Here is a 12,363-nt window from a genome sequence, read left to right as displayed (position 1 = left end):
GTGGGCCCGCTCGCTCCCGAGGGGCGCCACGGGGGAGGATGGTGGGGCCATGCCCGAGCCACGCACCGCCTCCGCGTCCCCGCCGACCGCCGTCGTCGTCCTGCCCGCCGACGTGTGGCGGGCCCATGCGCGGGCGCACCGCGAGCGCATCGCCCGACGCACGGACCCGCTGGTGGCCCTGCGGATGCGCGGTGAGAAGCACCCGGTGCAGGACTTCCTCTTCGGCTACTACACGCACTCCCCCGCCGCGCTGCAGCGCTGGCACCCCGGGCCGGGGGTCCTCCTCGCGGACGACGACGGCGCCGCGGCCCGTGCCGAGGCGGCCGAGCTGGGCACGACCCCCCGGGGCGAGTGGAAGCACTACCGGCGCGTCGAGGCCGGCGAGGTGGCGGGCGCCGTCGTCGACGGCCGCCCGGTGGGCGGCTGGCTGGTGGACGTGGCGGCGGTGCTGGCCGACCGCGCGTCGGGGGTGGCGTTCACGCGGGACCTGCTCGCGCGCACGGTGGAGCGGACGCCGCGCCTGGGCTGCTTCGGGCTGCACGAGTGGGCGATGGCATACCGCTCGGACGTGCACGGGGTGCGGCACTCCCAGCTGCCGCTGCGGCTCGGGGCCGAGGGGACGGACGCGGTGGTGGAGGGCTCGCGGATCCGGTGCACGCACTTCGACGCGTTCCGGTTCTTCGCGCCCGAGGCCCGCGACCGCAACGAGGGCGACGACGGCGTCCTGCCCACGCGCGCCGGGATGCGGGAGATGGAACAGCCCGGCTGCCTGCACGCGGGGATGGACCTGTACAAGTGGGCGTACAAGCTGGTGCCGGTGGTCGCCTCGGGCCTGCTCGCGGACTGCTTCGACCTCGCGTGGGACATCCGCCGGCTGGACATGGAGGCCTCGCCGTACGACCTGACCGGGGTGGACGACCTCTCCGACGGGTGCGGCGGCTACGCGGCCGTGCGGATCGAGGAGCCGACCGGGCGTGCCGAGTACGCGCGGCGGCAGCGCGAGTTCGCCGAGCGGGGGCAGGCGCTGCGGGTGCGGCTGCTGGCGGTGCTGGACGAGGCCGTGGGGGCGGCCCCTGGGACCGGGCCGGACGCCGAGTGGACTTCCAGCGCACGTCCATGATTAGGATGGCCGCTCTACAGGCTGTGAGGCGCATCACTCGCGTCATCCGGTGACCGCCCCGGCCCTCTCCGCACCGAACGACTCGAGGACCTGACGTGACCAGAACCGTTCCAGCTCGCCGCCGCACCACGCTCGCCGCCGCCGTCGCGGCCGTCTCGCTCGCCGTCACGGCCGCCGCCCCCGCGCTCTCCGCGCCCGGCAACGGCAACGGCAACGGCAACGGGTCCGCATCGCAGGGTCAGGCCCGCTCCAACGACCTCTCCGCCACGCGCGGCAACAAGGTCAACGACGCCGCCGCGCTCGCGCCGCACCTCGTGGGCCAGACGCTGGACTGGGATGCCTGCGACTTCGGCAGCGAGCGCCTCAACGCCCGGTTCAACGCGATCCCCGGCACCGCGTGCGCCGACGTCACGGTGCCCCGCGACTGGAAGAACCCCGAGGACGGCCACACCATCACCCTGCGCGTGGCCAAGACCGAGACCTCGAAGGGCAACCCGGAGCGCCAGGGCATCGCACTGGTGAACCCCGGCGGCCCGGGCGGCTCCGGCCTGCCCTGGGGCCCCGCCATGGCCGAGCGCGCCCCGGAGCTCGCCGAGCAGTACGACTTCATCGGCTTCGACCCCCGCGGCGTGGGCCAGTCCACCGCCCTGGAGTGCACCTACACGCCGAACCCCGAGCACGACGTGTGGCAGGACACGAAGGCCCAGGTCGACGCGTGCCTCGAGAACGAGCTCACCCCCTACATCACCACCGAGCAGACCGTGTACGACATGGACTTCATCCGCGCCGTCCTGGGCGAGGAGAAGACCTCCTACATCGGCTACTCGTACGGCACCTGGCTGGGCAGCTGGTACCAGCGCGTCTTCCCCCAGCACGCGCACCGGTTCCTGCTGGACTCCGCCGTCGACATCTCCCGCGACAGGCTCCAGACCACCTGGGACCTGCAGCCGCGCTCCCGCGACCGCCAGTTCCAGGACGCGATGCTCCCCTACGTGGCCCGGCACGACGAGATCTTCGGCCTCGGGGACGACCCGATGCAGATCCGGCAGCGCTGGGAGGACGGGGGCGGCACCCGCACCCAGCTCGGCATGATCGTCGCCGGTTCGTTCCTGCTGCCTGCCATGTACGACACGTCCCAGTACCTCGACGCCGGGTCCGTCATCGCCGCCTACATCCGCATCATGGAGTCCGAGGCCGCGGCCACGGACCCCGCGGGGCAGCGCACCCAGATCGAGCGCATCCTGGCCGAGGCCCGTGCGTCGCTGCCGGCCGAGGAGCGCGACTCCTTCGACCGCTTCGCCGCCCGCGGCCTGGAGACCGTGGGCGAGCGCGAGCAGCTCGTCGCCGCCACCCAGGCCGGTGACGCCGTCACCTTCGAGGGCGCGTTCTCGGCGATCCGCTGCCAGGACGGCCAGTGGAACACCTCGCAGGGATACTGGACCTCGTGGGTGGACGACCTCGGTCGCAAGGCCCCGTGGATCGGTGTGCTGATGGGCCCGTCGGAGTGCATGTACTGGCCCGCCCAGACCTCCATGCCCTCCCAGCCCGGCGGCAAGGGTGCCCCGAACACCGTGATCGTGCAGTCCGAGCTGGACGCGGCGACCCCGTACGAGGGCGGCCACCGCGCCGCCGGCGTGCTGCGCAACACGTCCCTGATCTCCGTGGACAACGAGGGCACCCACGGCCTGTTCCCGTACGGCACCGAGTGCGTGGACACGCCCATCCGTGACTACTTCCTGACCGGCGCCCAGCCGGCCGAGAAGTCGCTGTGCGACGCCGTCCCGCTCCCGCTCGAGACCCAGCCGGTCCAGGTGGCCGGGACCCCGACGCACAAGGGCGACATCAAGATCTCGATGCGCACCGACGCCGTGCGCGAGGCCAACCGGATCACCCACGACGCGATTGAGCGTCAGCTGATCGACTCCCGCGCGGTGACCCCGGACGTCGAGGCCTTCCTGGAGGACTGACGGCCCGGGCACCCCGGCACCCGGCTCGCCCCCGACGGCCCGGCGACTCCCCCGCGGAGACGCCGGGCCGTCGTCACGCCCCGGGGCGGCCCTGCAACGCTGGTTGAGTTGTCGCGGGTGCCGCCGCCGCGCACCCCCGATAACTCAACCCGCGATGGGCAGCCGGAGGGGTGGCGTCGACGCCGAGGCCGATAGCCTCGCGCCATGATCCTGCACATCACCCTCCCGGAGGACTGGGCCGCCGCGCGTCGCACCGGCCGCTACACGGCGTCGACGCGCGGCGCCTCGATCGACGACGTCGGCTTCCTCCACGCCTCCGACGACGCCGCCCAGGTGGGAATGGTCGGCGCGGCGATCTACCCAGACCGGCCCGACGCGTTCGTCGTCGGCCTGGACGAGGACGAACTGGCGGGGGCCGGCCTGCGGGTGCGGCGCGAGCCGGGACACCCCTCCGATCCCCACTCGGCCGAGTTCCCGCACGTCTATCCGGGCGGGGCCGCCTCCGGGCACATCCCGTGCTCGATGCTCACCCCCGTGACCGACCCACGGGCGGAAGCCCGCGTGCACCGCGAAGACTCGGCCGAGGCCGCTGCGCTGCTCGACGCCGGGTGGAGCGTGCGCTCCCGCTCCTGGGGCGCGCGCCTCCACCTCGACGACGACGCCGACCTGGCGCCCTACCGTGGCCACGTCGCGGTGGCCGAAGCGCGGGGAATCGAGGTCCGGAGACTGACCGCCGTCGACCTGCCTGCCCTGCGCGCCCTCGACGAGGAAGCGGCTCCCCGATTCCCGCACACCGACGGCTCCCGTCACGAGCCGCTGCCGGACGACCTCGAGGCCCGACTGTCCACCCCAGAGGGGCTCGCCGTGGGGGCCTTCCAGGGAGGCGTGCTCATCGGATTCACCCTGACGTTCCGCTCCCCTGACCGGTGGGAGGTCGACCGCACCGCGGTCGCGTCCGAGCACGAGAACCGTGGCGTGGCGAAGGCCGTCAAGGCGGCGACTGTCCTGGCGACCCATGCCCGCGGTGGGCGCGAGTGGGGAACCGGCGGCGCCGAGTCCAACGCGGCGTCCCTGCGGATGAACGCGGCCCTCGGGTTCCGTCTCGAGCCTGCCTGGCTCGGGCTGACCCCGCCCACGACGTGGGAGGAGTTCGCGCGGGCCCCGGCGTCAAGCTCCCTTGACGACAAGGTCACTTGACTGTCAAGCTTGCTTCACAACGTCCGGTCGGACGGCCCCCACAGAGCCTCCGAGGCGGGCCGGGCCACCGGCCCAGGGCATCGACCACAGGAGGGCCCCATGACCACGAACCACTCCCGCCACACCACCGCCGCCGCGGACGGCCCGGGCACCCGGTACCCGGTCCGCCCCGACGGCCCGGCGACTCCCCCGCGGAGACGCCGGGCCGTCGTGGGGTCGGCTCAGCCGTCGAGGATGCAGAACTCGTTGCCCTCGGGGTCGGCGAGGACGGCCCAGCCGAGGTCGACGCGGCGGTCGTCGACCATCGCGGCACCGAGGGCGAGCGCCCGCTCGATCTCGGCGTCGCGCGTCGAGCCGGCGGCCGCGCGCAGGTCCATGTGGGCGCGGTTCTTCACGCGCTTGGCGTCCGGGACGCGGAAGAAGAGGACGACCTGCCCGTCAGGGCCGACGAGTGAGCACTCGTCCGACCCCGGGCGGTAGAGGTGAGGCTCGTCGACCTCCCAGCCGAGCAGCGCGCGCCAGAACTCGGCGATGGCGTGGGGGTCCAGCGCGTCCCACGTGGTGTGAGAGAGACGGAGGGACATGGCGGCTCCTCAGGAACGGGCCGGGGCGGGCGGGGACGACTCCACGCGAGCCAAGGGCGCGGCACCCCGGGCAAGGCGGGTTGACTTGTCACGGGTATTCACCGCCCAGACCCGCGACAAGTCAACCCGCGTTGGCCGGACGGGCGGACGGACGGCGGAGGGCCGGGTCACCCGCGGATGTGTCGCATCACGAGCCGCGGGATCGCGCTGCGCGGGCTGATGCTGCACCACGCGACGGGCTCGCCGTCCGAGTACCGACGACGCCGGGCGCAGGCTCCCCCGCAGCGAGCGCCCGCATGGTGTCCTCGCGGGGGTCGCCGGGCGCGTGCCTCTGCGGCGCTGAGAGCCGGGGGGACAGGCACCAGCAGTGCGTGGCGCGGCGGTTCGGGTTGACGACGTGCGCGAAGTCGTCGAAGCGGTCGGCGGTGAGCGGGTGCACCTCGAAGGCCATGCGGCCAGCATCGTGGGCGGCGGTGGAGGCGTCCATGGCGAGGCCCAGCTCCGCCGCCGCCCTGTCGGGCCACCGTCAAGCAGACTTGACGTCAAACTCTCTTTACTGTCAAGCTTGCTTCACACGACGGGGACAAACCCCGGCCCCGCCCCGGAGGGACCGCCATGGCCACCACGCCGCACACCACCACCGACCTCGCCCGCGACCGCCGCCCCCGCTGGGGCCGCTCCGCCCGTCTGGGCGGCGGGTCCGGGCGACTGATCCTCGTCAGCCTCGTGGCCGGCGTCGTCATCGCCCTGCTGATCGGGGCCGCGTCCTACGGTCTGGCCTCGAGCCAGGGCGACGCCGGTCCCCGCTTCCCGGCGGTCACGGGCGCGGTCATGGCGGCGTCGGCGCTCCCGGTCGGCGCAGCCCTCGCCTGGCTGTTCCTCGTGGACCGCACCACCCTGCGCGGCGCCGTCCGGGACACCGAGGAGACCATCGAAGGCCGGTGGCTCGAGAAGGCGCAGTCCGGCGCGTTCGGCGACCTGCTCGTGGTGCTGGGCCTGGGCACGTTCGTCGTCGCCCTGGCGGGGTGGCAGCCCAGCCTCCCCCTCGTGGGCGCCGGGCTGCTCCTCTTCGCGGGCGCCTCGGTGGCCGTCCGCTACGCGCTCCAGAAGCGCCGGGGCTGAGCCGTGGAGAACACCATCCCCGACGAGCGTGCCCGCCTCGGCTGGTCGCAGCAGCGGCTCGCCGACGAGCTCGGCGTCTCCCGGCAGACCGTCATCTCCCTCGAGAAGGGCCGCTACGACCCCTCGCTCCCGCTCGCCTTCCGCCTCGCGGCCGTGTTCGGGCGGCGGATCGAGGACCTGTTCACCCCGGACGGCAACGCGGGTTGAGTTGTCGCGGGTCCAGGCGCCCAGCACCCGTGACAAGTCAACCCGCGTTGGGCCCGGGGCGGCGTGGGGCATGAGAGGCTGGGGCCATGGATCGAGAGCTGCGCACCCCTCCGGAGCTGGAGGGCGTGGACTGGCACGACGACGCCCCGCGTCGCCCCCGCCCGATCGTCACCCTGGTGGCGTGGATCGCCATCCTGGGTCTGGTCCTCAGCGTGGGCGCCGGGATCTTCTCCGCCTTCTGACGCGGCAGCGCCGGCCGCCGTCCGACGCGCCGCCCCGGCCTCAGCGCACGTCGCCGTCCACGTAGCGCCAGACCCCGTCCTCACGGCGGAACCGGCTGACCTCATGGAGTCGGAACCGCCCCTCGGCCCCCGTGCCGACGGCCACGAACTCCACGGTCCCGGCGTCCTGGAACGGCCCGCCGTCCCGCACGTCCAGCACCGCCAGGCGGGTGAACCGCGGCGCCTGTTCCCCCGCGGCCGGCAGCAGCTCGGCCGCGGTGGGCCGGTGCTCGGGAACCCAGGTCGCGGCGAGGTAGTCGGCCATCGCCTGCGCCTCTGCCGGCCCGGCCTCGCCCAGCCGCGCGAACGCCGTGTACCGGGAGCGCATGAGCGCCTCGGCGGTGGGCGCGGTCAGGGCGCCGTCCCGGGCGAAACGCGCGTGCAGGCGACCGCAGCACGCCGCGAGCCCGGCTCCGGACCCGCAGGGGCAGGGCTCGGGGCGGGTCACCGGCGCGGGCGTCCGGTCGCGCGACGCCGGGCGGAGCGGGCCTTGATGCGGCGCACTCCCGTCAGCACGACGCCGGCCGCCGCGGCGAGCAGCGCGGGGCCGAGCGGGCTGATCGGCCGGCGTCGGCCGAGCGGGGACACACGGGTCTGCTGAGGTCTCATGCCGCCAGGCTACGCCGGGCCGGCTGCCGCGTGCCGCCCCCATCACACCCACGATCCCGCGTCCGGGCGGCCGAGTAGACTGGGCGGGCAAGCACGCGGAGCGCCCAGGGCCGGGCGTGAGACGGCATCTACACCGTCCTGCTCCGCGGCATCGTCCCGCACCCAGGAGCGTGTTCATGCCCATCATCGTCGTCGACGTCATGCCCAAGCCCGAGATCCTCGATCCGCAGGGCAAGGCGATCAACGGGGCCCTGCCCCGCCTCGGCTTCACCGAGTTCAGCCAGGTCCGCCAGGGCAAGCGCTTCGAGCTCACCGTGGAGGGCGAGGTCACCGACGAGATCCTCGCCCAGGCGCGCACGGCCGCCGAGGAGATGCTGTCCAACCCCGTCATCGAGGACGTCGTGAACGTGGCCGTCCTGGACGAGGCCGAGGGCGCCCGATGACCGAGCTCCCCCTCATCGGCGACTACTCGACGCCGACGACGCCGCTCAGCGGCGCGCGCATCGGCGTCATCACCTTTCCCGGCACCCTGGACGACGTGGACGCGCTGCGCGCCGTCCGCCTCGCCGGCGCCGAGCCCGTCTCCCTGTGGCACGCCGACGCGGACCCGCAGCGGACGCTCGCCGGCGTGGACGCCGTCGTGATCCCGGGCGGCTTCTCCTACGGCGACTACCTGCGCGCCGGCGCGATCGCGCGCTTCGCCCCCATGATGGACGCGGTGGCGACGGCGGCCGGCGGCCCCGAGGGCGAGGCGGACGGCCTGCCGGTGCTCGGCATCTGCAACGGCTTCCAGATCCTCACCGAGTCACACCTGCTGCCGGGCTCGATGATCAAGAACGACCACCTGCACTTCATCTGCCGCGACCAGGAGCTGGTCGTGGAGAGCGCGGACACCGTGTGGACCCGCGACTTCGAGCAGGGCCAGACCATCACCGTGCCCCTGAAGAACCAGGACGGCCAGTACGTGGCGGACGAGACGACCCTCGACGCCCTCGAGGCCGAGGGCCGCGTGGTGTTCCGCTATCAGGGCTGGAACCCGAACGGCTCGCGCCGGGACATCGCGGGCATCGCGAACCCGGCCGGCAACGTCGTCGGTCTGATGCCGCACCCGGAGCACGCCGTGGAGACGGGCTTCGGCCCGGACACCGCCGCCGGCCCCCGCTCCGGCGTGGACGGCCTCGGCTTCTTCACCTCCGTCCTGACCACCCTCGCCAGCCGTGGAGGCCATGCATGAGCCAGCAGTTCAACATCGAGACGGTCGCGGACGCCCAGGCGACGCCGGACGTCGAGCAGCCCTGGGCCGAGCTGGGCCTGAAGGAGAACGAGTACGCCGAGATCAAGAAGATCCTCGGCCGCCGCCCCACCGCGGCCGAGCTGGCCATGTACTCGGTCATGTGGTCCGAGCACTGCTCGTACAAGTCCTCTAAGGTGCACCTGCGCCAGTTCGGCGAGAAGCTCACCGACGAGATGAAGCAGCACATGATGGTGGGCATCGGCGAGAACGCCGGCGTGACCGACCTCGGTGACGGCTGGGCCGTGACGTTCAAGGTCGAGTCCCACAACTCGCCCTCCTACGTGGAGCCCTACCAGGGCGCGGCCACGGGCATCGGCGGCATCGTGCGCGACATCATCTCCATGGGTGCCCGCCCGGTGGCCGTGATGGACCCGCTGCGCTTCGGCGCGATCGACCACCCGGACACCGCCCGCGTGTTCCACGGCGTGGTGGCCGGCATCGGCGGCTACGGCAACTCCCTGGGCCTGCCGAACATCGGCGGCGAGACCCGCTTCGACCCGATCTACCAGGGCAACCCGCTCGTCAACGCCCTCGCCGTGGGCGTGCTCAAGCACGAGGACCTGCGTCTGGCCAACGCCTCCGGCGTGGGCAACAAGGTAGTTCTGTTCGGCGCCCGCACCGGCGGTGACGGGATCGGCGGCGCCTCCGTGCTGGCCTCCGAGTCCTTCGACGGCGACGGCAAGCCCGCCAAGCGCCCCTCGGTGCAGGTCGGCGACCCCTTCTCCGAGAAGGTGCTCATCGAGTGCTGCCTCGAGCTGTTCCGCGACTCCCTCGTCGAGGGCATCCAGGACCTCGGCGCCGCCGGCATCTCCTGCGCCACCTCCGAGCTCGCCTCCAACGGCGAGGGCGGCATGCGCGTGGAGCTGACCGACGTGCTGCTGCGCGACTCCACGCTGACCCCGGGCGAGATCCTCATGTCCGAGTCGCAGGAGCGCATGATGGCCGTGGTGACGCCGGAGAACGTCGCCGCGTTCGAGGCCGTCATGGCAAAGTGGGACGTCGAGTACTCCTGGCTGGGCGAGGTCACCGGCGACGGCCGCCTGATCATCACCTGGGACGGCGAGGTCATCGTCGACGTGGACCCGCGCACCGTGGCCCACGACGGCCCGGTCTACGAGCGCCCGTACGCGCGTCCGGCCTGGCAGGACGAGCTCCAGGCGGACACGTTCCGCTCCTCCGAGGCCGGTCAGGACCTGCCCGCCACGGGCGAGGAGCTGCGCGCCGCCGTCGTGGAGCTGATGAGCTCCCCGAACCTGGCGGACACCTCTTGGATCACCCGCCAGTACGACCGCTACGTCCGCGGCAACACCGCCCTGGCGGCCCCGGACGACGCGGGTGTGGTGCGCGTGGACGAGGAGACCGGCATGGGCGTGGCCCTGGCCACGGACTGCAACGACCGGTTCACCTACCTGGACCCGTACACGGGCGCGCAGGCCTCCCTGGCCGAGGCGTACCGCAACGTCACCACCGCCGGGGCCGTGCCCCTGGCCGTCTCCGACTGCCTGAACTTCGGCTCCCCCGAGGACCCGGACGTGATGTGGCAGTTCGCGGAGGCCGTGCGCGGCCTGGCGGACGGCTGCCAGACCCTCGGCATCCCGGTGACCGGCGGCAACGTGTCCCTGTACAACCAGACGGGCAGCACCCCGATCCACCCCACCCCCACGGTGGCGGTGCTCGGCCAGCTCGACGACGTCCTGCGCCGCACCCCGTCCGGCTTCGCCCCGGACGCGGACGGCCAGGCGATCTACCTGCTGGGCGAGACCGCGGACGAGCTGGACGGCTCCGAGTTCGCGCGCCTGCGCGGCCACCTCGGCGGCCTGCCCCCGAAGGTCGACCTGAAGAAGGAGCGCCTGCTCGGCGAGCTGCTGGTCAACATGTCCCGGGACGGCATGATCGACGCCGCCCACGACGTCTCCGGCGGCGGCCTCGCGGCCACCCTGTCCGAGATGGTGCTGCGCTTCGGCGTGGGCGCCCGCGTGGTGCTGGACGAGGTGCTGCGCCGCGCCGGCGTGGACCTGTTCACCGCACTGTTCTCCGAGACGCAGGCGCGCGCCGTCGTGGCCGTGCCCCGCACCGAGGAGGTCCGGTTCACGGACATGACCACGGCCCGCGGCTACGCGGCCGTGCGCATCGGCGTGGTGGACGCCGACTCCGCGGCCCTCGAGGTCCAGGACGCCTTCACCCTGCCGATCGCGGAGCTGCGCGAGGCCTGGGAGGCCACCCTGCCGAAGCACTTCGGCTGACCCCGTGGGCCCACGGGCCCCGGCACGACGACGGCCGCTCACCTCCGGGGTGGGCGGCCGTCGTCGTGGGGCGGGACGGCGGGGACGAACGCCGCCGACCCTCGCACGGCCGTGCGCCTCAACCGTTGACGCGGCGGGCTCCGGTGACCAGAGTGATCCCAGGACAGCGCGCCAGCGCGCCGCCCGGCCCGTCCAAGAGGGTCGGCGCGGTCCCGACACATGAAGGAGACCACCCATGCGCCTCATCACCCTGGGCCTCGGCGCCGCACTCGGCTACCTGCTCGGCTCCGCCGAGGGCCGCAAGAACCTCGAGAAGATGACCCAGAACGCCCAGAAGCTCTGGAACGACCCCAAGACCCAGGAGAAGGTCGGCCAGGTCCAGGAGTCCGCCCAGCAGAAGTTCGCTGAGGTGAAGAAGTCCGATCCGGTGCAGAAGGCCACGACGAAGGTGGAGGATGCCATGCAGGGCAACGACAAGAAGAACGACGTCCGCGACGACCGCGTGACCGAGTCCAACAACGACAACATCACCTCGGCGGCCCGCCACGGTGCCGAGCCGGACACCATCTCGGACCCGTCCACCCCGCTGGGTGACGAGGGTCCGCTGACGCGCTGACCCGCGCAGACACGGCGGCCCGCCTCCCCGAGGGGAGGCGGGCCGCCGTCGCCGTGGGCCGGGTCAGCCGTCCTGCTTCAGGACCTCGTCGGCCGGCGGGGCCTGCACCGGATCCACCCCGCCCATCTCGGAGAGGGTCACCACCGCCTTCGTGCCGGCGGACTCGGTCTCCACGGTGAGCAGGCGGCCGTCCTCCTTGGACACCGTGAACGCGGTCAGCTCCACGCCCTCCTGCGGGCCCGAGACGGGCTCGTCCAGCACGTAGCGGATCGCATCCTGACCGCTGCGGCGGATGCCGTCCGCGTCCGCCTCGACGTCGTCCAGGCCGCCCGACTCCGGCAGGGAGCCCAGCAGCGAGCTCACCATCGCGCCCATGCCGGTGGCGCTGGGATCGCTCTCGTACGGGGTGGCGGTCCAGCGCTCCACATAGGCGGGGCGGTCCTCACCGCTCGTGCCGGCGCGCTCCACCGTGAACCGGGAGTACGCGGTGCCGTCCACGATCCGGGACTCGTCTCGGGTGATCAGGCCGTCGTCCTGGTACACGGACACGTACCGCATGGACGAGCCGTCCACGGGACCGGAGATGTCCACCGAGTCCGGGACCGCGCGCCCGTTGCTCGGGGCCTCGGACCGCAGCTCGGTGACCATGCGGACGGAGTCGGCCTCCTCGAGCTGGGTGCGGGCACGGTCCCAGGCGCCGGGGGCGTCATCGCCCGAGGCGCAGCCGGTCAGCAGCAGGGCGGCCGCCCCGAGGGCGGCGAGGGACAGGCCGCGTCGGGTGCGGCGGGTCTGGGTCTGGCGCTGCCTCACTCGGCCACCTCCTCCGGCGCCTCGGCCGGCTCGATCTGGTTCCAGTCGCTCAGGGCGTACTGCTGGGTGGCCCGGCCGTCGTCGACGGTGAGCGCGACCAGCTCGCCGTCGTCGTCCACCGTGAAGGAGTGCACCCGGGTGGCGTCGCCCTCGGCCATCGCCGCGTCGGCGACCTCCTCGGGCACGGCATAGCGGTAGGCCGTGCCGCCGTCCCAGTCGACCTCCTCGGCGCGCACCTCGGCGCCATCGAGGGCGTCCGCCGCGGGGAAGCCCACCTGGTCGAGGAGGGACTTCAGGGGCGGCTCCTGCCCCT

General features: G+C 73.3%; 15 protein-coding genes and 1 pseudogene. 10 read left to right on the top strand and 6 right to left on the bottom strand.

The window, feature by feature from the left end:
* Positions 1-49: 49 nt before the first annotated feature.
* The 3 genes from NR072_RS03360 (at position 50) to NR072_RS03350 (ending at position 4,284) form a co-directional block, all read left to right on the top strand.
* The gene (locus NR072_RS03360; RefSeq protein ID WP_225348888.1) at positions 50-1,120 is read left to right on the top strand and encodes a 3-methyladenine DNA glycosylase; all 1,071 of its coding nucleotides are present in this window, start codon (positions 50-52) and stop codon (positions 1,118-1,120) included.
* A 95-nt stretch (positions 1,121-1,215) separates the two neighbouring features.
* The gene (locus tag NR072_RS03355) at positions 1,216-3,087 is read left to right on the top strand and encodes an alpha/beta hydrolase (RefSeq protein WP_256836123.1); all 1,872 of its coding nucleotides are present in this window, start codon (positions 1,216-1,218) and stop codon (positions 3,085-3,087) included.
* Positions 3,088-3,291: 204 nt separating this feature from the next.
* Positions 3,292-4,284, top strand: coding sequence for a GNAT family N-acetyltransferase (locus NR072_RS03350; RefSeq protein WP_216886635.1), 993 nt, complete (start codon positions 3,292-3,294; stop codon positions 4,282-4,284).
* A 221-nt stretch (positions 4,285-4,505) separates the two neighbouring features.
* Here NR072_RS03350 and NR072_RS03345 read toward each other — a convergent pair whose 3' ends face one another.
* Together NR072_RS03345 and NR072_RS03340 are read right to left on the bottom strand one after the other, a co-directional pair.
* Complete coding sequence (locus NR072_RS03345; RefSeq protein ID WP_020621445.1) at positions 4,506-4,868, bottom strand: VOC family protein; 363 nt, start codon at positions 4,866-4,868, stop codon at positions 4,506-4,508.
* Between the two features lie 187 nt (positions 4,869-5,055).
* Positions 5,056-5,355, bottom strand: a complete 300-nt coding sequence (locus NR072_RS03340) for a hypothetical protein (protein ID WP_051049981.1) — start codon at positions 5,353-5,355, stop codon at positions 5,056-5,058.
* 128 nt (positions 5,356-5,483) lie between these two features.
* Between NR072_RS03340 and NR072_RS03335 the strand changes: the two genes are divergently transcribed.
* The 3 genes from NR072_RS03335 to NR072_RS03325 all read left to right on the top strand — a co-directional run bounded on the left by NR072_RS03335 (position 5,484) and on the right by NR072_RS03325 (position 6,439).
* Complete coding sequence (locus NR072_RS03335; RefSeq protein WP_020621444.1) at positions 5,484-5,990, top strand: hypothetical protein; 507 nt, start codon at positions 5,484-5,486, stop codon at positions 5,988-5,990.
* Between the two features lie 3 nt (positions 5,991-5,993).
* Positions 5,994-6,197, top strand: a complete 204-nt coding sequence (locus NR072_RS03330) for a helix-turn-helix transcriptional regulator (protein ID WP_002856639.1) — start codon at positions 5,994-5,996, stop codon at positions 6,195-6,197.
* Between the two features lie 86 nt (positions 6,198-6,283).
* Complete coding sequence (locus NR072_RS03325; RefSeq protein WP_010079551.1) at positions 6,284-6,439, top strand: hypothetical protein; 156 nt, start codon at positions 6,284-6,286, stop codon at positions 6,437-6,439.
* A 40-nt stretch (positions 6,440-6,479) separates the two neighbouring features.
* Here NR072_RS03325 and NR072_RS03320 read toward each other — a convergent pair whose 3' ends face one another.
* Positions 6,480-6,926 carry a YchJ family protein gene (locus NR072_RS03320; protein ID WP_020621443.1) on the bottom strand — a complete coding sequence of 149 codons (447 nt, stop codon included), beginning with the start codon at positions 6,924-6,926 and terminating at the stop codon, positions 6,480-6,482.
* Positions 6,923-7,087, bottom strand: a complete 165-nt coding sequence (locus NR072_RS03315; RefSeq protein WP_155395521.1) for a hypothetical protein — start codon at positions 7,085-7,087, stop codon at positions 6,923-6,925. The genes NR072_RS03320 and NR072_RS03315 overlap by 4 nt, the downstream gene beginning before the upstream one ends.
* A gap of 176 nt (positions 7,088-7,263) precedes the next feature.
* On the opposite strand from NR072_RS03315, the gene purS reads away from it, so the two are divergent.
* The 4 genes from purS (at position 7,264) to NR072_RS03295 (ending at position 11,240) form a co-directional block, all read left to right on the top strand.
* The gene (gene purS, locus NR072_RS03310; protein WP_002856633.1) at positions 7,264-7,530 is read left to right on the top strand and encodes a phosphoribosylformylglycinamidine synthase subunit PurS; all 267 of its coding nucleotides are present in this window, start codon (positions 7,264-7,266) and stop codon (positions 7,528-7,530) included.
* Complete coding sequence (gene purQ, locus NR072_RS03305) at positions 7,527-8,321, top strand: phosphoribosylformylglycinamidine synthase subunit PurQ (protein WP_145950558.1); 795 nt, start codon at positions 7,527-7,529, stop codon at positions 8,319-8,321. The genes purS and purQ overlap by 4 nt, the downstream gene beginning before the upstream one ends.
* A complete protein-coding gene (gene purL, locus NR072_RS03300) occupies positions 8,318-10,624 on the top strand; it encodes a phosphoribosylformylglycinamidine synthase subunit PurL (RefSeq protein ID WP_101965634.1) in 2,307 nt (768 codons plus the stop codon). Before purQ ends, purL begins: the two co-directional genes overlap by 4 nt.
* Before the next feature lie 235 nt (positions 10,625-10,859).
* Positions 10,860-11,240 (top strand): YtxH domain-containing protein, encoded by a 381-nt coding sequence (locus NR072_RS03295; protein WP_049148007.1) that lies wholly within the window; start codon positions 10,860-10,862, stop codon positions 11,238-11,240.
* 63 nt (positions 11,241-11,303) lie between these two features.
* On the opposite strand, the gene NR072_RS03290 is transcribed toward NR072_RS03295, so the two are convergent.
* Both NR072_RS03290 and NR072_RS03285 read right to left on the bottom strand, forming a co-directional pair.
* A complete protein-coding gene (locus NR072_RS03290; RefSeq protein WP_049147412.1) occupies positions 11,304-12,050 on the bottom strand; it encodes a hypothetical protein in 747 nt (248 codons plus the stop codon).
* A pseudogene (locus NR072_RS03285) lies at positions 12,047-12,363 on the bottom strand (Tat (twin-arginine translocation) pathway signal sequence); the annotation flags it as partial. The pseudogene NR072_RS03285 and the gene NR072_RS03290, both read right to left, overlap by 4 nt.

The sequence above is a fragment of the Micrococcus sp. Mcc89 genome (genome assembly GCF_024519795.1).
GTDB classification, from domain to species: Bacteria; Actinomycetota; Actinomycetes; order Actinomycetales; family Micrococcaceae; genus Micrococcus; species Micrococcus luteus.
The sequence above is the reverse complement of the archived record's forward strand: the minus strand, read 5'-3'. Positions and strand labels throughout refer to the sequence as shown.